Source organism: Peribacillus sp. 05N428 (assembly GCF_056397085.1).
Genome location: NZ_JBFTMS010000002.1, coordinates 195658 through 216199 on the forward strand (window position 1 = coordinate 195658; position 20542 = coordinate 216199).

The following is a 20542-nucleotide window of genomic DNA, read 5'->3' on the forward strand; positions in this document are numbered from 1 at the left end:
CTTCCAATTCGTTTCAGATGTTTTGGAAAATTTATGAGGTGAATAATTTGTTTGATCGTTTGCAAGCAGTAGAAGATAGATATGAAAGATTGAATGAACTATTAAGTGACCCGGAGATCATTAATGACTCCAAGAAGCTAAGGGAATATTCCAAGGAGCAATCCAGCATTCAAGAGACCGCATCGACTTATAAAGAATATAAAGCGGTTCGTGAGCAACTTCAGGAAGCGAAGGCGATGCTGGAGGAGAAACTTGATGCGGAAATGCGTGAAATGGTAAAAGAAGAGATCAATGAACTTGAAGAGACCATACAAGGCCTTGAGGATAAGCTGAAAATATTGCTTATTCCTAAAGACCCCAACGATGATAAAAACGTAATCATGGAGATCCGCGGAGCGGCTGGCGGAGATGAGGCGGCCTTATTTGCAGGCAGTCTATACCGGATGTATAGCCGTTTTGCCGAGGTGCAGGGCTGGCGGACTGAAGTAATTGAAGCTAATCCTACTGGGCTTGGCGGCTACAAGGAAATCATATTCATGATAAATGGCAATGGCGCTTATTCAAAGTTGAAATTCGAAAATGGAGCCCATCGCGTTCAGCGAGTACCTGAAACGGAATCAGGCGGGCGGATTCATACATCCACAGCCACGGTTGCCGTTTTACCTGAAGCTGAGGAAGTGGAAGTTGAAATCCATGATAAGGATATTCGTGTCGATACCTTTGCATCAAGCGGTCCTGGAGGGCAAAGTGTCAATACGACAATGTCAGCGGTGCGCTTGACTCATATTCCGACTAATACGGTTGTATCCTGTCAAGATGAAAAATCACAAATCAAGAACAAAGAAAAAGCAATGAAGGTTTTGCGTGCCAGGGTGTTCGATAAAATCAATCGCGAAATACAGGCGGAATATGATCAAAATAGGAAGCTGGCCGTTGGAACGGGCGATCGATCTGAAAGGATTCGCACTTATAACTTCCCGCAAAACCGCGTTACCGACCACCGCATTGGTTTAACGATTCAAAAACTGGATCAAATCATGGAAGGTAAACTGGATGAAGTCGTTGATGCATTAATCATGGAAGACCAATCTTCAAGGCTGGAAAATGCAGATGAGTAATTCTGCCGTGAAAGTGTTTGAAGCCCTTAAATGGGCTTCTTCTTTTTTAAAGGAAAATGATCGTGATGCCAATGCTGGGGAAATCCTGTTACAGCACTTTTTAAAACAAACTCGCTCCCAAATGCTGGCCAACCTCCATGATGAGCTTAGTGAAGCGGATTTTGGGCAATTTAAGGACGCTATTGAGCTGCATGCTGAGGGGACGCCCATCCAATATATAATCGGCAGTGAAGAATTTTATGGACGGACCTTTTTTGTGAATGAAGAAGTGCTCATACCGAGACCGGAAACAGAAGAATTGATTTATTATACATTACGTAAACTCCCGGCCATTTTTATGGAGGGACAGAAGCTCCGTTTAGCTGATATTGGGACTGGCAGCGGCGCAATTGCCATAACGATGAAACTTGAAAAATCAAACCTGATGGTGACGGCCACGGACATAGCGGAACCATCGCTTGAGGTGGCGCGGAAAAATGCCGAATCACTTGGTGCCGAAGTGGAGTTCATGCAAGGTGATTTGCTTTCGCCGTTCATGAATATGAACGAGAAGGTGGACATCCTTTTATCGAATCCGCCATATATACCAGAAGATGATCATAAATCCATGTCAGTGGTCGTGACTGGTCATGAACCACATCGTGCGTTGTTTGCCGGTCTCGATGGGCTGGATTTTTACCGCCGCTTTATGGAACAGCTACCTTTGGTCATGAAGGTGCCTGGACTGATCGGTTTTGAAGTGGGTGCAGGGCAGGGTGCGGCGGTTGCAGATTTATTGAAGCGAACCTTTCCTGCCGCGGAAGTATCCATCATAAATGACATTAATGAAAAAGATCGAATGGTCTTTGCTGAATTAAAATGATCCGTCTCCCTTATGTGAGACGGTTTTTTTAGGGACAGCACCCTCACTAATCCTTTGGAATCTATATTTCCAGCTATCAACTTTTTTTGTTTTTACTAGTTTAAGATAGCTGGAAAATGGTGAGACTAATTCATGTGAGGGGGCGAAGGCGATGAAAACTAAACATTTAGCCATTATTTATCTATTAATCTTAACTATAGGAACGATCGTAAGTATATATATGCCTAAAGCAGAGATGGTCGGTGCAGAAGATACGAAGGTAATCCCGGATGAGGCGATTCGGCTGCGGATACTCGCCAATAGTGATGCAGAGGAGGATCAAGCGGTTAAACGGCTGATTAGGGATAAGGTAAATGAAGATATCACTAAGTGGGTGGCGGAGCTTACTTCTTTGGATGAAGCGAGGGATGTGATCACCTCGCATCTGCCGGATATCCAGGCGACGGCTGAGGCGGTAATAAAGGAACAAGGTTTGGAGCAGTCGGTGAAAGTGGATTTTGGACAAGCTGAATTTCCGACAAAACTGTACGGGCAGTATTTATATCCGGCAGGGGAATATGAAGCAGTGATTATCACGCTTGGTGAAGGGGACGGCGCTAATTGGTGGTGTGTGTTATTTCCCCCATTGTGTTTCTTGGATTTTTCAAATGGGACGGCTGTAAGTCAAAGTCCGATTGTCGAGGATGAAGGGGAAGGGTCATTGACTTCGGAAGGAAAGGCGTATGCTGCAACGAATGAAGAGAGTGAACTTGTTGCGGAGGAAGTGGTTGAAGAAGAAGGGCTGGCTGAAAAGGAAAAAGGGCCGGAAGAAGTAGTTGAAGAAGAGGTAATCGTGGAGAGCGTAAAAGAGGAAGCACCGGAAGTAACGGTAAAAGAAGAGGTTGTAGAGCCAGAGGTAAAAGAAGAAGTGGCGGTAGTGAAAGATAAGGAACAGGTGACAGAGGAAGTCATTGAAGGGAAAGTTGAAGAAAACAAGGTTGAACTTGCGGCATCCAATGAAAAAGGTCAACAATTATATGAAGGGGAAAAGGAGCCCGAGGTGGAAGTGAAGTCCTTGTTTGCAGAAATCTTCAATGATCTATTTTAAGGAGGGGGCTGAGTCCCTCTTCTTTAAATTCAGATAATTTTAAAAACTTATCCACAGGGTTATTAACAAAAAATCAAAAAAGTCTGTCATTAATTATTAATATCCACAAACTTATCCACGGATTCGATGTGGTTATCCCCAATTTGTGGATAACACTTGAATTATGTGTATACTTCTTTTATACTTTCAAAGTATCTTTTAAGCGGAATTCGTACGTTAAGTTGAAAATACCGTTCATATTAAAGCGATTATATAAAATAAGAAATGTTAAAAGGCGATGGTGTTCAAAATGAAAACGAAAATTTGGTCAGTGGATAAAAATGTGGATAATTTACAAAGTTATCCCCAGATTACACAATCAGCTGAATTATTAAAGGCTAATCAAGTGGTTGCTTTTCCTACGGAGACCGTTTATGGACTCGGCGCGAATGCCAAAAATGACGAGGCGGTCAAAAAAGTGTTCGAAGCAAAGGGGCGTCCGAGTGATAATCCTTTAATCGTTCATATAGCCTCGGATGACCAGTTGTCAGGTATTGTAGAAGAGATTCCGGAACAGGCCCGGAAGTTAATGGCAGAATTTTGGCCGGGTCCTTTGACTTTGATCATGAAACGAAAACCGGGCCAGCTATCGAATCTTGTGACAGCTGGATTGGACACGGTGGCTGTCAGGATGCCGGATCACCAGGTTGCCCTTGGCCTTATTCGTGCGAGTGATTTGCCCATTGCGGCTCCAAGTGCAAATACTTCCGGTAAACCAAGCCCCACTTCAGCAAAACATGTTGAAGATGACTTGATGGGCCGGATTGCAGGTATAGTCGATGGCGGGAATACAGGTGTGGGCGTGGAATCCACAGTACTGGATTGCACTGTGGAAGTTCCTGTTATTTTAAGGCCTGGCGGGGTGACCCTGGAACAGCTGGAAGCGGTAATAGGGGAAGTCAGGCAAGATGTCGCTTTGAAGAATCAGGAAACGGCGCCAAAAGCCCCGGGCATGAAATATACCCACTATGCACCGAAGGCCCCTCTATTTTTAGTCAAGGGTAATCAAGCTTTCCTTCAGAAGCTTGTGGATGAAAAAAGAAGTGACGGGTTAAAGGTGGGCATCATTACGGCTTATGAACATCAACAGGATTATAAGGCGGATTATGTGGTTGTCCCAGGTTCATTAGCCGATTTACATACAGTTGCGACAGGCTTATATGATGCCTTAAGACAGTTTGACGAGCTGGAGGTCGATGTCATTTTTAGTGAAATGTTTCCTGACCATGGAATAGGGGCTGCGGTCATGAACCGGCTTGAGAAGGCTGCAGGTCATCAAATCATCAAGGAACATGTGTAATAAGGACTGATTTATCCTTCTATTTCTTTTCGGACATGCATAACATGTAGTAGGCACGTCCGAGGGGGATTGGAATGAATACATTTGCTGGAGAAATCATCACCTTATTGCTAATGGCCTTCGCATTGGGAATGGATGCCTTTTCAGTGGGCCTTGGAATGGGAATGTTTAAGCTAAGGTTGAGGCAAATTCTGTTTATAGGTTTGACAGTAGGCATTTTTCATATTTGGATGCCCTTGCTTGGAATGGGGGCAGGCCGTTTCATTTCAGAAAAATTCGGGACCTTCGCTACATACGCCGGCGGTCTCTTGTTGATCATTCTGGGTATACAGATGTTTATTCCTGGTAAAAAGGATGGAGCTGGTGCCATGCAAAATAAGATGCTGGCTCCTGTCGGGAAAGGTTTAATCATTTTTGCTTTAGGGGTAAGCCTGGATAGCTTCTCGGTAGGGTTGACTCTGGGGATTTACGGTGCCAAAACGATTTTAACCGTTCTTTGTTTTGGGTTTGCCGCCACTCTATTAACGTGGGCGGGGCTTTTACTGGGTAGAAAAATGCAGGGTTTGCTTGGCGTGTATAGTGAGATTCTAGGCGGAAGCATCCTGTGTGCGTTTGGATTGAAATTATTGTTCTCTTTTTGATCCGCCTGAATTCATATCATTCCTTCCTCAACTGTTCCGATTAACGGGGCGGTTTTTATTTTTCTTCGGACACAATGACAGTGATTTTTTGACTATAATAAACGGGCGATAGCTTATAATGAATAAAAAGGAGGCGTTAAAATGATCCGAGTATTATTTGTATGTACAGGTAACACATGCCGAAGCCCGATGGCAGAAGCGATATTGAAAAACAAGAATATTGCGGGTGTTGAAGTGAAGTCCGCAGGCGTGTATGCTTCAACAGGTCAGGATGCTTCGATGCATGCTAAAAATGTATTGGTTGAAAATGACATAGTGCATAATCATCATTCAACGCCTTTGTCCGCGAATGAAATGGAGTGGGCGACTCATATCTTCACCATGACGGAAGGGCATAAATCGGCCATTACCCGTTCATACCCCCAAATGATCGATAAGACGTTTACTTTAAAAGAATTCATTCTCGGCGATAAATATGATAGAGACATAATGGATCCGTTCGGCGGTTCTGAAGGCATTTATCGGGAAACGTTCAGGGAGCTGCAGGAATTGATAGATGAATTAGTCAAAAGGCTTAAAAATTGAACTGGGGTACATAATGTGGCCGCTGGAGTAAAAGATATTACTAAGCTTGGTATAGGATCAAGGCAGTCCCAAGAAGTGGCTGCTATTGCAGAATAAGCATCTGCTGGAGCGGAAGAAGTGACGGCTGTCACAAACGAACAAGGGATAGTCATGGGAAATGTCGGAAAATCCGCAATGGAACTTAAAGTGAAAGCGGAAAAGTTGAACAGGACCATTACCCGCTAGCAGGAAACCAGAGTTGGTTTCCTGCTTCTTTGCGGGGAAGTGATGGACATCCTTTATCTTTTCATAATTTTGTGACACAATAAAATCAAATGAAAAAGCTAGAGGAGGATTATGATGAAAGTTGCGATTGCTTCGGATCATGGTGGTATACATATCCGTGAAGAAATAAAGAATTTATTGAATGAGTTACAGATTCCATTTGAGGACTTTGGCTGTGAATGCAGTACGTCGGTGGATTATCCTGATTATGCCTTGCCGGTTGCTGAAAAAGTGGCACGGGGTGAGTTCGATCGGGGCATTTTAATCTGTGGAACTGGAATCGGAATGAGCATTGCTGCCAATAAGGTCAAAGGAATACGATGTGCATTGGTTCATGATGTCTATAGTGCGAAATTGACCCGTCAGCATAATGACACCAATATGTTAGCGATGGGGGAACGTGTCATTGGTCCGGGTCTTGCCAGGGAAATTGCCCAAACATGGCTGACTTCGGAATTTGAGGGCGGGCGCCATCAAAACAGGATCGGTAAGATTGCGGAGTACGAAGGTAAGCACAGCTAATTCTTATGGTTTTTGGAGAGTTCCGATAGCAAGTTTTCTTATTGAAAGGATGCGTTTTCATGACAAGTGATGCTACATTTTCAAATGAGCTGGAGATATGGGAAAACCAGTTTCGGGAACTTTTATATGAGTTCCAAGAACAGACGGCTTTAAAAGAGAAACAGCTACTGGTTATCGGCTGCAGTACAAGTGAAGTGATCGGGAAAAGGATCGGTACTGACGGGACGCTCGATGTTGCTGGGATGATTTTTTCCGTTGTGAGGGATTTTCAAGGAAAAACGGGTGTTCAGGTTGCATTTCAATGTTGTGAGCATCTAAACAGGGCCTTGGTTTTACAAAGGGAAACCGCGATTCGTTATGGTTATGAAGAAGTTTCGGTCGTTCCTGTAAGAACAGCTGGGGGATCGATGGCGACGTACGCCTATCAGCAATGGAAAGATGCAGTCGTCGTTGAACATATCAAAGCGGATGCGGGGATAGATATTGGAGACACATTCATTGGTATGCATCTGAAGCATGTTGCGGTTCCGATTCGCTCTGCCATTAAAGAAATAGGACATGCACATGTGACCATGGCCAAAACCCGTCCGAAACTGATTGGCGGGGAGCGTGCAGTTTATCGGGACCTCTCTGAAAACAAGAGTTGTACTTAATGGGTAAGTAAGACAGCATTTCTCGGATGGGGAATGCTGTTTTTTAATTGAAGCGGGCAAAATCGTAAAGCTCAAGGTATGGCTTAGAAGAAAAAACTTTCTTTAATAGTGCTAATAGAATGGTGATTTCGCTCATGGAATATAGGGTGAAAGAGCTATTTATCACAATTTCGATGTTAAATACGAACATTTTTAAATGAAAAAACATTTAATGTTCGATAAAATTAGACTATCACTTCTAAATTAGACATGTTAAAATGGAGTAGAATTTTCTAATAATTATTGGTAAGGCTTTTTCATGCTTTTTGAAGGCATGTTGCACATAAATACTAAAAAGCGAATCACGCACAATTTGAGGAGGAATTACGGAATGAATCGTTTAGCAAAGCAAGATGAGCAAGTGTTTAACGCAATTCAACTGGAATTAGGGCGTCAAAGAAGTAAAATTGAGCTTATTGCTTCTGAAAACTTCGTGAGTGAAGCTGTCATGGAAGCGCAAGGGTCGGTTTTGACTAATAAGTATGCAGAAGGATACCCTGGAAAACGTTACTATGGCGGATGTGAGTATGTAGACATCGTTGAAGATCTAGCACGTGAGCGTGCGAAAGAAATTTTCGGAGGCGAGTATGTGAACGTACAGCCTCACTCTGGAGCTCAAGCCAATATGGCCGTTTACTTTACAGTGCTTCAAACTGGCGACACAGTGCTTGGGATGAACCTTTCGCATGGTGGTCACTTAACACATGGAAGTCCAGTAAACTTCAGTGGTGTTAACTACAATTTTGTTGAATATGGTGTAGACGAAAAAGATCACCGTATCGATTACAATGATGTATTGGAAAAAGCGCGTCAACACAAACCTAAATTGATCGTAGCGGGTGCAAGTGCATATCCACGGGAAATCGACTTCAAGCGATTCCGTGAAATTGCGGATGAAGTCGGGGCATATTTAATGGTCGACATGGCGCATATTGCAGGTTTAGTTGCGGCTGGATTACATCAAAGTCCAATTCCTTATGCTGACTTTGTAACGACAACTACTCATAAAACACTTCGCGGACCACGCGGTGGGATGATCATCTGTAAAGAGGAATTCGGTAAGAAGATCGATAAATCCATCTTCCCTGGAATTCAAGGCGGTCCTTTGATGCATGTTATATCAGCTAAGGCTGTTGCATTCGGCGAAGCGCTTCAAGCTGATTTTAAAGTATATGCCCAACAAATCATCGACAATGCTAAACGTTTGGGTGAAGGTTTGAAGAAAGAAGGGTTCACTCTTGTTTCTGATGGAACGGACAATCACTTGATTCTTCTTGATGTGCGCTCTACAGGATTAACGGGAAAAATCGCAGAGCATGTTTTGGATGAAATCGGTATTACCGTGAACAAAAATGCGATTCCTTATGACCCGGAAAAACCTTTCGTTACCAGCGGTATACGTATTGGGACTGCGGCAGTGACATCACGTGGCTTCGGATTGGAAGACATGGATGAAATAGCTGCTATCATCGGACTTGTATTGAAAAATAATGAAGACGCAGCTAAGCTTGAAGAAGCAAAACAGCGTGTTGAATCATTAGCGAACAAATTTGAATTATATCCTTCATTGTAATATCGGAGCCGCTCCCTTTAAAGGGAGCGGTTTTTTTGCATTTATGGAAGGTCAGTGTGTTAGAAGAATCCGAATAGTGAAAATAGGTCTGACATCTAAACCTTTATTGAAGATTGAAACATTTTTCTGTAAAATAGGTTGAAGTGAATTTTAAAAGACACGAAAATTTTTCTATTCGATTAGGGAAATCATAAAAAAGCGCAAAACTAAGCAATGGAATTGGAGAGATGCCAAATGGGAAAAGTTTATGTTTTCGATCACCCGTTAATTCAACACAAATTAGCCTATATACGTGATATAAATACAGGAACAAAAGAATTCCGTGAACTAGTGGATGAAGTTGCATCATTGATGGCATTTGAAATCACAAGGGATATGCCGCTGGAAGAAGTGGAAATCCAAACGCCTGTAAGCACAGCGAAAGTGAAAATGCTTTCTGGTAAAAAAGTGGGGATCGTCCCAATTTTACGTGCAGGCATAGGGATGGTGGACGGAATCATTAAGCTGATTCCTGCTGCAAAGGTTGGACATGTTGGACTTTACCGTGATCCTGAAACATTGAAACCGGTTGAATATTATGCGAAGATGCCAAGTGACTTGGCAGAAAGGGAATGCATTGTCGTTGACCCGATGCTAGCCACTGGCGGATCAGCCATCGAAGCGATCCATTCCATTAAAAAGCGCGGTGCAGTCAATATTAAATTCATGTGTTTGATTGCAGCTCCAGAAGGTGTAGAAGCTTTAAAAGAAGCTCATCCTGATGTTGATATCTATATTGCGGGTCTTGACGAAAAACTGAATGAACATGGTTATATCGTTCCAGGTCTTGGAGACGCAGGAGATCGTTTATTCGGCACAAAATAAGGAAAGAAACTGAGGTGTCACGAATGAACAAACCGATTAAAGTCATGACCATTTTCGGGACGAGACCAGAAGCTGTCAAAATGGCTCCCTTAGTACTCGAATTTCAAAAACACCCAGAATATTTCAAGCCGATCGTTGCTGTTACGGCTCAGCATCGCCAAATGTTAGATCAAGTTCTCGAACTATTTTCCATACAGCCGGACTATGACTTGGACATAATGAAGGAAAGGCAAACGCTTGCTGACATTACAACAAGAGCATTAAATGGTCTTGATTCCGTAATGAAGGAAGCTAAACCAGATATTGTTCTTGTTCATGGTGATACAACCACAACGTTTGTCGCCAGTCTGGCAGCTTTTTATAATCAAATTGTCATTGGGCATGTAGAAGCGGGGCTGCGCACATGGAATAAGTATTCCCCCTATCCCGAAGAGATGAATCGACAGCTTACGGGTACGATGGCGGATTTGCATTTTGCGCCGACTTCAAAAGCCGAGGAGAATCTGCTGAACGAAAACAAGAAGGATAATATCTTCGTGACGGGAAATACGGCAACGGATGCTTTAAAAACGACTGTAAGGCCGACATATTCCCATCCGGTTTTAAATGACCTTGGAGAAGACAGGCTCATTTTGCTTACTGCCCATCGGAGGGAAAATCTAGGGGAACCCATGAGGAATATCTTCAGGGCCGTTAAGAGAATCATTGTTGAGCATGATGATGTTCAAGTGGTATATCCTGTTCATTTAAATCCGCTTGTTCAAGAATTGGCAAACGAAGTTCTCGGGGACGATCCACGGGTTCATTTGATCGAACCGCTGGATGTATTGGATTTCCATAACTTCGCTTCTAGAGCCTATCTGATTTTGACTGATTCTGGAGGAATCCAGGAAGAGGCACCGTCACTTGGTGTACCCGTCCTGGTTTTAAGGGATACGACCGAACGTCCTGAGGGGATTGCGGCCGGAACCTTAAGATTGGCTGGTACTGATGAACAAACCATATATGATTTGGCACATGAATTGCTCACCGATCAAGAGGTGCACGAAAAAATGTCCAAAGCTTCAAATCCATATGGGGACGGAAATGCTTCGGTCCGCATAGCTGAAGCGATCCGGTACTATTTTAAGCAAGTGAATATGCCGCCAACTAGATTTGAACCATAAAAAAGGAAAAGCTATGCGCTTTTCCTTTTTTTATTTGCATACTCCAAGGTTGTTGAGAAAAGATAACTGCTAAGGGGATGATTATGTTGGGAAAGAAAACGTTCATAGTGTTTGTTTTCCTTTTTATATTTATTTATCAAAATGAAAAGGGCTTCGCAAAAGTCATTTTGCCGCCTTTACCAAAACTATCTGAATCTAAGGAAGTAACGGTTGTTGTCACGATGGATAAGGCGTTTAATCGAAAAAAGATCGAAAAACTGCTTGAAAAATATCCATCTCTTCAATTACGGAATGTTTATTCGGTTGCCCTGGATGGATTTTCCCTTCACGGGAAAATGAAAGAAATAGAACAACTTAAAAAGGAGGGGGGAATTCAGGCCGTAACGGAAGTATCCGTTTATCAAGCCGTGTTGGATAAAAGTGTCCCATACATAGGAGGAGACAGGGTCAGGGGTTTCTTTGATAAGGAGAATCACCGGATCACCGGGAAAGGGATAAAGGTAGGGATAATCGATACTGGCATCGATTATACACATCCCGATTTGCAACGAGCTTATAAAGGAGGTAAGGATCTGGTTGACGGTGATGCAGATCCGATGGAAACCAAAAATCAAGGCGACCTGGATACATTGCATGGCACTCATGTGGCAGGCATCATTGCAGCCAATGGAAAAATGAAAGGCGTCGCACCTGAAGCGGAGATTTACGCATATCGAGCTTTGGGGCCAGGCGGTTCTGGAGATACAGATCAAGTATTGACGGCCATTGAGACAGCCATGAAGGATAAGGTGGATGTATTGAACCTCTCTCTAGGCAATAACGTCAATGGTCCTGATTTACCCATCTCCCTTGCGTTGAATAAGGCTGTGGAAAGCGGCATCGTTGCCGTGACATCAAACGGGAATTCCGGTCCGGCTGTATGGACCGTCGGTTCACCCGGAACAGCGGAAAAAGCGATTTCCGTTGGGGCCTCGACTCCCCCCTTAAGGGTTCCGTATATGATTTACGGACTTGGATCAAAAAAGCATCAATCGCATTTAACCTTGTTTCAAGGCTCTAAAAAATGGAACCTGACGTTTTCCGAGGATGTCATATATGGGGGACTGGGTAATGAAAAGGACCTGAAGAATGTTCGGGATAAGATTGTATTGATGGAACGTGGCACACTTACCTTCCAGCAGAAAGTATCCAATGCAGAAAAGGCAGGTGCGAAGGGGGTAATTGTTTTTAATAATACGAGCGGGAGCTTTACTGGAAGCTTGGAAAAAGAAATGAACATCCCAGCTGCTTCTATTAATAGAAGAGATGGATTGCAGCTCAAGCAAATCATGGAGCAAGGGCAGAGCAAAACCGTTCAATTTGTTTATAAGAACGAGCAGGATAGGCTCGCGGATTTTAGCTCCAGGGGACCGGTAACCGTATCGTGGGGAATAAAGCCTGACGTATTGGCACCGGGAGTGGAAATTGAAAGCACCATTCCTAAAGGATATATGTCCCTGGATGGAACAAGTATGTCCGCACCGCATGTTGCAGGTGCATGCGCCTTAATCCTGCAAAAACACCCGGAATGGACTCCTGACCAAGTGAAATCTGCATTGATGAGCACTTCCAAGCCATTGAGGAAAACAGCGTATCAATTGTATCACACATATGAACAGGGGGCTGGACGCATCCAGGTCGACGAAGCGTTAAAAGCGGACACGCTCTTGAATCCAAGCTCATTGTCCTTTGGGATGTATACAAAAAAAGAGGGAATTGAAGAGCATCATGAAACGATAGTCATAGAAAATACCGGAACGGAAATGAGGAAGTACTCATTCATGGTCCCATTAAAAGAGACGGGGCTTACTTGGGAATTGCCGAAATCCCTTACTTTGAAACCGAAGGAAAAGAAACGGATAAAAGTCGGATTGCAGGTCAACCCAGCCGAGCTTAAAAAAGGAGTCTTTGATGGATACCTCATTATAATGGAAGGAACCAAAAGAATATCCCTTCCTTATTTATATGTAAAAGAAGAGCCTGATTATCCAAGGATAATGGGATTTGATTTTGGTCAAGGGGACCAGGAAGGCACATATCGATACGAAATGTATCTTCCGCGCGGGGCTGAAGAATTCGGAATTGCCCTTTATGAGGAAGATAGCTTGAAATTCGCTGGATATTTGGATTGGTCCAGATCTGCTCCTTCCGGTTTGATCAAAAAAGATGTATTGAAAGAGGACTTGCCGCCTAAAGGAATATATAAGGCGATAATCTTTGCAAGAAGGGGCGGAAGGGAAGATCGGATAGAAAAGACGTTACTTATCGAGTGAAGAGAGGACAATAAGTAAAATAAAATGGATGTCAATAGTATAAAAAAGATAATTTGTGAACAATTCGTTAATAATTACAAACCTGTGACAAATTTCACTAACCACTCATTGACAATGATTCTAGCCTATTGTATGCTAACAAAGGATGTAAAATGAGAGGGTTTTCAGGAGCCCGGCATGCAGATTTTTACAGCATGAAATGTTTTCTATCCTCCACCAAATTCAACCGCGAGGATGCAACTTGCGTCAAATGATCGCCGTCTAAAATGGCTATGACTTTGATGTCAGCGATTCTTTCTCAAATAGTCGGATCAGTTTTGTTCGGTATCTTCTTTTACTCGTCAGAACCTAAGATTCGAACCGCTGCTATTAGTAATTGGCCTTCTTTGTGGACTTGCTAGGTTTACAAGCAATGCTTCATTCAGTACGAAAATATTTCTCAGGAGATTAAATGAAAAATGCCAGAAATGAAAATCATGTTCAACAGGCAGAGTAAATATATAATTTTTCTTCTGGCGGTTTATGTTGTTGGATGGGGACTTACGAGTTATCAAGCCGTTTTTGCTGGGCTTATACTGGGTACGAGTTTGAGTTTATACAATTTATGGCTGATCAATCAGAAAATGAAAAAGTTCAGTCAGGCGCTCGATGAAGGAAAGAAAACGAAATCTCTTGGGACGATGACACGAATGGCATCCGCAGGTCTAGCGGTACTCATTGCATTGGAATTTCCGGAGCATTTTCATCTGATAAGTGTTGTATGGGGATTAATGACAGCTTATATTGTCATTTTTATAGATTTTTTCATCCAATTAATACGTCGATAGCGGGGAAGAGAGGTGAATATAGTTGAATCATGAAGCACCCTTACAAGAATTTATGGGTCTTACCTTTAACTTGAGTAACGTCCTAATGATTACAGTTGCCAGTCTAGTTGTGTTCATACTTGCTGTGCTTGGTACACGTAAGCTTGCCATGAAGCCAACCGGCATGCAGAATTTCATGGAATGGATTATGGATTTCGTTAAGGGTATTATTAATAGTAACATGGACTGGAGAACAGGTGGTCAGTTTCAACTGCTTGGTATGACTTTGCTAATGTACATTTTTGTGTCCAATATGCTAGGTCTTCCGTTTGCAATTAGTTACGATGGAGTGCTTTGGTGGAAATCACCAACAGCCGACCCAGTTATCACATTGACTCTTGCAGTCATGGTTTTAGGTTTAACGCATTATTATGCTATAAAAATGAAAGGCGCCAAGGGTTACTTTAAAGCTTATAAAAACCCAATGACACTTGTAGAGGAATTTACAAACTCCTTGACACTTGGTCTGCGTCTATATGGTAACATTTATGCTGGTGAAGTTTTGCTGAGTCTATTAGCGGGCACCCTGGCATTTAGTGGAGCTGCCGGATTTATTGGTGCAATTGTGCCTACATTAGTATGGCAAGGCTATAGTATTTTCGTCGGTAGTATCCAAGCGTTTATCTTTGTCACGTTAACAATGGTTTATCTGTCTCATAAAGTCAGTGACGACCATTAATTATAAGTTCATTTAGAACTAAAAAAATAATAAATTTTGATACAATCTAAGGAGGATATTTATAATGACAGGTTCAGTAGGTCTTCTTGCAGCAGCAATTGCAATTGGTTTAGCAGCACTAGGTGCAGGTATTGGTAATGGTCTTATCGTTTCAAGAACAGTAGAAGGTATCGCTCGTCAACCAGAAGCTCGCGGTATGCTTCAAACAACAATGTTCATCGGGGTAGGTTTAGTTGAGGCGATGCCTATCATCGCGGTAGTAATTGCGTTTATGGTATATGGTGGTTAATAGAACCTTCAAAAAGTTCAAAAATGGCGAAGTTCGTTCCATGTGAACCTTCGCCTTTCCTTTATGTCCACAATCCTGTTTTTATACAGTTTAAGAGCATAGTTTTCTAAAGTTCATATAATGAACGCTTTAAGAAGTGAAACTCGTGAAGGGAGTGAACCAAGCGTGTTAACAAGCAGCTTTGTACTTGGGTCAACGTCTCATGGCTTTAATGGCGGAGACATGTTATACCAATTAGTAATGTTTATCATTTTGTTAGCGTTGCTGAAGAAATTTGCATGGGGTCCTCTAATGGGCATCATGACTCAACGTGAAGAACATGTTGCAAATGAAATTCAAGCAGCTGAAGCTAGCAGACAAGAAGCACTTAAATATTTAGAAGAACAACGTGAAATCGTAAAACAATCTCGCACTGAAGCGGGACAACTTATAGAAAACGCAAAACTTCAAGGTGAAGCACAGCGTGAAGAGATCGTAAATCAAGCACGTCTTGAAGCTGAACGCGTCAAAGAAACAGCTAAGCGTGAAATCGTACAGGAAAAAGAAAAAGCCATTACGGCATTACGCGAGCAAGTGGCATCTTTATCCGTACTCATTGCTTCTAAAGTAATAGAAAAAGAACTATCCGAAGCAGATCAAGAGCAATTGATTAATGACTACATTCAAGAGGCAGGAGAAGGGAAATGAGCGATATAACAGTAGCAAAGCGTTATGCCGTTGCCCTTTTCCAAATTGCGAAAGAGCAAAATCTCATTAACCAACTTGAAGAAGAGCTTCGCATAGTGAATGAAGTTTTTACAAAAGATAATGAGCTATTAAGCTTCCTGGCTCATCCTAAAATGACTAAAGATGCAAAAGGCGCTTTGATTGCAAATGCATTTGCAAGCCTTTCTTCTTCCGTTCAAAACACTGTGATGCTGATGGTGGAGCGTCATCGTACAGATGAAGTGACAGCAATGGCACAAGAGTTCATTGAACTTGCGAATGAAGAAAACTCAGTAGCTGATGCAACGGTCTATACAGTACGTCCATTGACTGAAACGGAAGTGGAAGCTGTGTCTTCATCTTTTGCAGCAAAAATCGGCAAAAGAAATTTACGCATCACTAATATTACGGATAGCAATATCCTTGGCGGCATCAAATTACAAATCGGTAACCGCATTTATGACGGGACGATTAGCGGTAAGTTAGATCGCCTTAGCAAACAACTATTAGGTTAATATTCACAGATAGGGGTGAAATTCATGAGCATCAAAGCTGAAGAAATCAGTGCGCTGATTAAAAAGCAGATTGAAAACTATCAGTCGGAAATTAAAGTAAGCGATGTTGGTACGGTTATCACTGTTGGTGATGGTATCGCACGCGTTCATGGTTTAGATAATGCAATGTCTGGGGAGCTCTTAGAATTTTCCAATGGGTCAATGGGATTAGCACAAAACCTAGAGCAAAATAACGTAGGTGTTGTTATTCTTGGACCATTCAGAGACATTAAAGAAGGCAGTGAAGTACGCCGTACTGGCCGTATCATGGAAGTGCCAGTTGGAGAAGAATTAATCGGACGTGTCGTGAATCCGCTTGGACAACCATTAGATGGCCTTGGCCCGATCGCTACGACAAAAACTCGTCCAATCGAAAGCCCTGCAACAGGTGTAATGGACCGTAAATCAGTACATGAACCTTTACAAACAGGTATTAAAGCAATCGATGCATTGGTTCCAATCGGTCGTGGACAACGTGAGTTAATCATCGGTGACCGTCAAACTGGTAAAACATCAGTTGCAATCGATACAATTCTTAACCAAGCTGACCAAGATATGATCTGTATCTATGTCGCTATCGGTCAAAAAGAATCAACGGTTCGTGGAACTGTTGAAACACTACGTAAAAATGGTGCTTTGGATTACACAATCGTTGTATCTGCATCAGCTTCTCAACCAGCACCACTTTTATACCTAGCTCCATATGCTGGTGTGACTATGGGTGAAGAGTTCATGTTCGCCGGCAAGCACGTTCTTGTGGTTTATGATGATCTTTCTAAACAAGCATCTGCATACCGTGAACTTTCCTTGCTACTTCGCCGTCCTCCAGGTCGTGAAGCATTCCCAGGGGATGTATTCTACTTGCACTCCCGTTTACTTGAGCGTGCAGCAAAATTGAATGACACTTTAGGTGCCGGTTCAATCACTGCGCTTCCATTTGTTGAAACACAAGCAGGCGACATCTCTGCTTACATTCCAACAAACGTAATTTCCATCACTGATGGACAAATCTTCTTACAATCCGATTTGTTCTTCTCAGGTGTACGTCCTGCGATTAACGCTGGTCTATCCGTATCCCGTGTTGGTGGATCTGCACAAATTAAAGCGATGAAAAAAGTTGCCGGTACATTACGTCTTGACTTGGCTTCATACCGTGAATTGGAAGCATTCTCTCAATTCGGTTCTGACCTTGATGCTGCTACACAAGCAAAACTTAACCGTGGTGCTCGTACAGTTGAAGTCCTTAAGCAAGATCTAAACAAACCGATCAAAGTAGAAAAACAAGTCATGATTTTCTATGCATTGACTAAAGGTCATTTAGATGATATTCCAGTATCGGATATCCTTCGTTTTGAAGAAGAGTACTATGTGTTCCTAGATCGTTCTCATCCGGAATTATTAGATCACATTCGCACAACAAAAGGTCTTCCTGAAGACGCTGCTATCGTTGCTGCAATTAACGAATTCAAAAAGAACTTCGTTATTTCCGAATAATAAGGTCTAACTAATTTATAAAGGGTGGTGAGAATGAATGGCCTCTTTACGCGATATTAAGTCTCGGATTACTTCAACGAAAAAGACGAGTCAAATTACAAAAGCGATGCAGATGGTATCTGCTTCTAAAATGAACCGTGCGGAAGCTAATGCTAAAGCATATGTTCCATATATGGAAAAAATTCAAGAAGTGGTATCCAGTATTGCGAACGGAAGCACGGATGCATCTCATCCAATGCTTACTTCACGTCCAGTTAAGAAAACCGGTTACTTGGTAATCACATCGGACCGTGGATTGGCTGGGGCATACAATAGTAGTATACTTCGCCACGTTCATAAAACCATTCTTGAACGCCATAAATCCAATGATGAGTTCGTCATTATCGCAATCGGAAGGGTTGGCCGTGATTTCTTTGTCAGCCGTAACATGCACGTAGAGCTTGAAGTAATTGGGGTTCCTGATCAGCCGTCTTTCGCTGACATTAGCTCCCTTGCAAAATCAACAGTGAATTTATATCTGAATGAGCTGTGTGATGAGCTTTATATGTACTATAACCATTATGTCAGCCCAATCCAGCAGGAGGTAACGGAAAAGCAAGTCCTTCCGTTAGCTGACTTCAATACTTCCAATGCAACATTGACTTCTTATGAATTTGAACCGAATGCAGAAGAAATCCTTGAGGTATTACTGCCTCAATACGCAGAAAGTTTGATTTATGGTGCTTTATTAGATGGTAAAGCAAGTGAGCACTCTGCACGTATGACTGCAATGAAAAATGCGACCGATAATGCAAAAGAGTTGATCGACTCACTTTCATTACAATATAACCGTGCACGTCAGGCAGCGATCACTCAAGAAATTACAGAGATTGTCGGCGGTGCAGCAGCTTTAGAATAAAATCATTAAAGGAGCGGTCGGCCCGGACGAAGCTTGGCCGTTCCATAAACTCGATAGTCGTTATAAGCAACGTTAGGAGGGAAAACGATGAATATAGGACGCGTTACTCAAGTTATGGGTCCGGTTGTTGACGTGAAATTCGAAGACGGACAACTTCCTAAGATCTATAACGCGTTAAGAATCGAAAATACAGCGTCTGGTACAGGACTAACTCTTGAAGTGGCCCTTCAACTAGGTGATAATACAGTTCGTACTGTAGCAATGTCTTCCACTGATGGTTTAACCCGTGGTGCAGAGACTGTTGATACAGGAGCTCCAATTTCAGTACCTGTAGGTGAAGTTACTCTAGGTCGTGTTTTCAACGTATTAGGGGAAAACATTGACCTATTCGAACCACTTACAGCAGAGGTGCGTCGTGATCCAATTCACAGACAAGCACCAACATTCGAGGAATTATCAACATCTGTTGAAATCCTTGAAACAGGTATTAAAGTAGTAGATTTACTTGCTCCTTACATCAAAGGTGGTAAAATCGGTCTCTTCGGTGGAGCCGGTGTTGGTAAAACTGTACTTATCCAAGAACTTATCAATAACATCGCACAAGAGCACGGCGGTATCTCGGTATTCGCTGGTGTAGGTGAGCGTACTCGTGAAGGTAATGACCTTTTCTACGAGATGACTGATTCTGGTGTTATTAAGAAAACAGCGATGGTATTCGGACAAATGAACGAGCCGCCAGGTGCACGTATGCGTGTTGCCCTAAGCGGTTTGACAATGGCTGAATATTTCCGTGACGAACAAGGACAAGACGTTCTTTTCTTCATCGATAACATCTTCCGTTTCACACAAGCAGGTTCTGAGGTTTCCGCCCTACTAGGACGTATGCCTTCAGCGGTTGGTTACCAACCAACTCTTGCTACTGAAATGGGTCAATTGCAAGAACGTATCACTTCAACAAATAAAGGTTCAGTTACATCCATTCAAGCGATCTATGTACCTGCCGATGACTATACGGATCCGGCTCCAGCTACAACTTTCGCTCACTTGGATGCAACAACTAACCTTGAGCGTAAACTTTCTGAAATGGGTATCTACCCTGCAGTTGATCCATTGGCGTCTTCTTCTCGTGCCCTTAGCCCAGAAATCGTTGGCGCTGAGCACTATAAAGTGGCTCGTCAAGTGCAATCGACTTTACAGAAATATAAAGAACTTCAAGATATTATTGCCATCTTGGGTATGGACGAATTAAGCGAAGACGAAAAAGTAATCGTTCAACGTGCTCGTAGAATTCAAAACTTCTTGTCACAAAACTTCCACGTGGCTGAACAATTCACTGGTCAAAAGGGATCTTATGTACCAGTTAAAGAAACAGTCCAAGGATTCAAAGATATCCTAGCTGGAAAATATGACGAACTTCCAGAAGATGCTTTCCGTCTAGTTGGCCGCATCGAAGAAGTTGTTGCTAAAGCAAAAGAAATGGCTTAATTAAAGGGACCTAGGAGGGAATGAAATGAAGACCATTAAAGTCAATGTTGTTACTCCCGATGGCCCAGTATATGATGCAGAAGTTGAAATGGTAAGCACTAAAGCTAAAAGCGGTGAGCTGGGAATCATGGCTGGACACGTTCCAACTGTAGCCCCGCTTACCATTGGTGCTGTCCGTCTTAAAAATGGAAGCAACACAGACTATGTAGCTGTAAATGGTGGCTTCTTAGAAGTTCGCCCTGATGTGGTAACCATTTTAGCTCAATCTGCTGAAAGAGCTGAAACTATCGATCTTGCACGTGCTCAAGCAGCAAAAGCCCGTGCTGAACAAAGATTGCAGAACAATGATGGATCAAATGATGCCAAAAGAGCTAATTTAGCGCTTAAACGTGCCATTAACCGAATCCAAATTGCAGAAATGCGATAACTTTAATTGATGAAAACACCTGATCAAGCCATTCGTGGTAAGATCAGGTGTTTTTTTATCCTGAAGGTTTTTGAGGAATATTGACATGGAATATCGGAATTAGGAAAAAAAGGTCGAATT

21 protein-coding genes are annotated in these 20542 nt (G+C 42.6%); all 21 read left to right on the top strand.

The window, feature by feature from the left end:
* Nucleotides 1–47: 47 nt before the first annotated feature.
* On the top strand, nt 48–1118 hold the full coding sequence (gene prfA / locus AC1DIV_RS02640) for a peptide chain release factor 1 (RefSeq protein ID WP_202313896.1): 1071 nt from the start codon (nt 48–50) through the stop codon (nt 1116–1118).
* Nucleotides 1111–1980 (top strand): peptide chain release factor N(5)-glutamine methyltransferase, encoded by an 870-nt coding sequence (gene prmC / locus AC1DIV_RS02645; RefSeq protein WP_340878154.1) that lies wholly within the window; start codon nt 1111–1113, stop codon nt 1978–1980. Before prfA ends, prmC begins: the two co-directional genes overlap by 8 nt.
* Nucleotides 1981–2131: 151 nt before the next feature.
* Nucleotides 2132–3067 carry a stage II sporulation protein R gene (spoIIR, locus tag AC1DIV_RS02650; protein ID WP_340878152.1) on the top strand — a complete coding sequence of 312 codons (936 nt, stop codon included), beginning with the start codon at nt 2132–2134 and terminating at the stop codon, nt 3065–3067.
* A 289-nt stretch (nt 3068–3356) separates the two neighbouring features.
* The gene (locus AC1DIV_RS02655; protein WP_034315839.1) at nt 3357–4406 is read left to right on the top strand and encodes an L-threonylcarbamoyladenylate synthase; all 1050 of its coding nucleotides are present in this window, start codon (nt 3357–3359) and stop codon (nt 4404–4406) included.
* 74 nt (nt 4407–4480) lie between these two features.
* Entirely contained in the window at nt 4481–5047 is a 567-nt protein-coding gene (locus tag AC1DIV_RS02660) for a manganese efflux pump MntP (RefSeq protein WP_048685870.1), read from the top strand.
* Nucleotides 5048–5188: 141 nt separating this feature from the next.
* Nucleotides 5189–5632, top strand: a complete 444-nt coding sequence (locus AC1DIV_RS02665; protein WP_340878151.1) for a low molecular weight protein arginine phosphatase — start codon at nt 5189–5191, stop codon at nt 5630–5632.
* Nucleotides 5633–5971: 339 nt separating this feature from the next.
* Entirely contained in the window at nt 5972–6418 is a 447-nt protein-coding gene (rpiB, locus tag AC1DIV_RS02670) for a ribose 5-phosphate isomerase B (RefSeq protein WP_034315832.1), read from the top strand.
* A 59-nt stretch (nt 6419–6477) separates the two neighbouring features.
* A complete protein-coding gene (locus AC1DIV_RS02675; RefSeq protein WP_251541601.1) occupies nt 6478–7071 on the top strand; it encodes a TIGR01440 family protein in 594 nt (197 codons plus the stop codon).
* A 370-nt stretch (nt 7072–7441) separates the two neighbouring features.
* A complete protein-coding gene (locus AC1DIV_RS02680; RefSeq protein ID WP_063595710.1) occupies nt 7442–8683 on the top strand; it encodes a serine hydroxymethyltransferase in 1242 nt (413 codons plus the stop codon).
* Nucleotides 8684–8917: 234 nt separating this feature from the next.
* Nucleotides 8918–9547, top strand: coding sequence for a uracil phosphoribosyltransferase (upp, locus tag AC1DIV_RS02685; protein WP_034315825.1), 630 nt, complete (start codon nt 8918–8920; stop codon nt 9545–9547).
* A 23-nt stretch (nt 9548–9570) separates the two neighbouring features.
* Nucleotides 9571–10713, top strand: coding sequence for a non-hydrolyzing UDP-N-acetylglucosamine 2-epimerase (gene wecB / locus AC1DIV_RS02690; protein WP_318291515.1), 1143 nt, complete (start codon nt 9571–9573; stop codon nt 10711–10713).
* Nucleotides 10714–10796: 83 nt separating this feature from the next.
* Nucleotides 10797–13025, top strand: a complete 2229-nt coding sequence (locus AC1DIV_RS02695; RefSeq protein WP_289351364.1) for a S8 family serine peptidase — start codon at nt 10797–10799, stop codon at nt 13023–13025.
* A 458-nt stretch (nt 13026–13483) separates the two neighbouring features.
* The gene (locus tag AC1DIV_RS02700) at nt 13484–13852 is read left to right on the top strand and encodes an ATP synthase subunit I (protein WP_048685860.1); all 369 of its coding nucleotides are present in this window, start codon (nt 13484–13486) and stop codon (nt 13850–13852) included.
* Nucleotides 13853–13874: 22 nt separating this feature from the next.
* Nucleotides 13875–14570 (top strand): F0F1 ATP synthase subunit A, encoded by a 696-nt coding sequence (atpB, locus tag AC1DIV_RS02705; RefSeq protein ID WP_048685858.1) that lies wholly within the window; start codon nt 13875–13877, stop codon nt 14568–14570.
* Nucleotides 14571–14634: 64 nt separating this feature from the next.
* Nucleotides 14635–14859 carry a F0F1 ATP synthase subunit C gene (gene atpE, locus AC1DIV_RS02710; protein WP_048685857.1) on the top strand — a complete coding sequence of 75 codons (225 nt, stop codon included), beginning with the start codon at nt 14635–14637 and terminating at the stop codon, nt 14857–14859.
* Nucleotides 14860–15024: 165 nt separating this feature from the next.
* Entirely contained in the window at nt 15025–15546 is a 522-nt protein-coding gene (gene atpF / locus AC1DIV_RS02715) for a F0F1 ATP synthase subunit B (protein ID WP_048685855.1), read from the top strand.
* Entirely contained in the window at nt 15543–16079 is a 537-nt protein-coding gene (locus tag AC1DIV_RS02720; RefSeq protein WP_063595715.1) for a F0F1 ATP synthase subunit delta, read from the top strand. Before atpF ends, AC1DIV_RS02720 begins: the two co-directional genes overlap by 4 nt.
* 24 nt (nt 16080–16103) lie before the next feature.
* A complete protein-coding gene (gene atpA / locus AC1DIV_RS02725) occupies nt 16104–17612 on the top strand; it encodes a F0F1 ATP synthase subunit alpha (protein WP_048685849.1) in 1509 nt (502 codons plus the stop codon).
* A 37-nt stretch (nt 17613–17649) separates the two neighbouring features.
* Entirely contained in the window at nt 17650–18510 is an 861-nt protein-coding gene (locus tag AC1DIV_RS02730; protein ID WP_048685846.1) for a F0F1 ATP synthase subunit gamma, read from the top strand.
* Nucleotides 18511–18597: 87 nt separating this feature from the next.
* Nucleotides 18598–19995 (top strand): F0F1 ATP synthase subunit beta, encoded by a 1398-nt coding sequence (atpD, locus tag AC1DIV_RS02735; protein ID WP_048685843.1) that lies wholly within the window; start codon nt 18598–18600, stop codon nt 19993–19995.
* A gap of 25 nt (nt 19996–20020) precedes the next feature.
* On the top strand, nt 20021–20422 hold the full coding sequence (locus tag AC1DIV_RS02740; RefSeq protein ID WP_048685840.1) for a F0F1 ATP synthase subunit epsilon: 402 nt from the start codon (nt 20021–20023) through the stop codon (nt 20420–20422).
* Nucleotides 20423–20542: the final 120 nt, after the last annotated feature.

Coding starts and splice junctions, on each gene's coding strand:
- AC1DIV_RS02695 (WP_289351364.1), top strand. CDS start 10,797: ATGTTGGGAAAGAAAACGTTCATAGTGTTTGTTTTCCTTTTTATATTT.
- wecB (WP_318291515.1), top strand. CDS start 9,571: ATGAACAAACCGATTAAAGTCATGACCATTTTCGGGACGAGACCAGAA.
- atpA (WP_048685849.1), top strand. CDS start 16,104: ATGAGCATCAAAGCTGAAGAAATCAGTGCGCTGATTAAAAAGCAGATT.
- AC1DIV_RS02660 (WP_048685870.1), top strand. CDS start 4,481: ATGAATACATTTGCTGGAGAAATCATCACCTTATTGCTAATGGCCTTC.
- AC1DIV_RS02700 (WP_048685860.1), top strand. CDS start 13,484: ATGCCAGAAATGAAAATCATGTTCAACAGGCAGAGTAAATATATAATT.
- AC1DIV_RS02730 (WP_048685846.1), top strand. CDS start 17,650: ATGGCCTCTTTACGCGATATTAAGTCTCGGATTACTTCAACGAAAAAG.
- AC1DIV_RS02675 (WP_251541601.1), top strand. CDS start 6,478: ATGACAAGTGATGCTACATTTTCAAATGAGCTGGAGATATGGGAAAAC.
- atpD (WP_048685843.1), top strand. CDS start 18,598: ATGAATATAGGACGCGTTACTCAAGTTATGGGTCCGGTTGTTGACGTG.
- spoIIR (WP_340878152.1), top strand. CDS start 2,132: ATGAAAACTAAACATTTAGCCATTATTTATCTATTAATCTTAACTATA.
- AC1DIV_RS02680 (WP_063595710.1), top strand. CDS start 7,442: ATGAATCGTTTAGCAAAGCAAGATGAGCAAGTGTTTAACGCAATTCAA.
- AC1DIV_RS02665 (WP_340878151.1), top strand. CDS start 5,189: ATGATCCGAGTATTATTTGTATGTACAGGTAACACATGCCGAAGCCCG.
- rpiB (WP_034315832.1), top strand. CDS start 5,972: ATGAAAGTTGCGATTGCTTCGGATCATGGTGGTATACATATCCGTGAA.
- prmC (WP_340878154.1), top strand. CDS start 1,111: ATGAGTAATTCTGCCGTGAAAGTGTTTGAAGCCCTTAAATGGGCTTCT.
- AC1DIV_RS02720 (WP_063595715.1), top strand. CDS start 15,543: ATGAGCGATATAACAGTAGCAAAGCGTTATGCCGTTGCCCTTTTCCAA.
- AC1DIV_RS02655 (WP_034315839.1), top strand. CDS start 3,357: ATGAAAACGAAAATTTGGTCAGTGGATAAAAATGTGGATAATTTACAA.
- atpE (WP_048685857.1), top strand. CDS start 14,635: ATGACAGGTTCAGTAGGTCTTCTTGCAGCAGCAATTGCAATTGGTTTA.
- AC1DIV_RS02740 (WP_048685840.1), top strand. CDS start 20,021: ATGAAGACCATTAAAGTCAATGTTGTTACTCCCGATGGCCCAGTATAT.
- upp (WP_034315825.1), top strand. CDS start 8,918: ATGGGAAAAGTTTATGTTTTCGATCACCCGTTAATTCAACACAAATTA.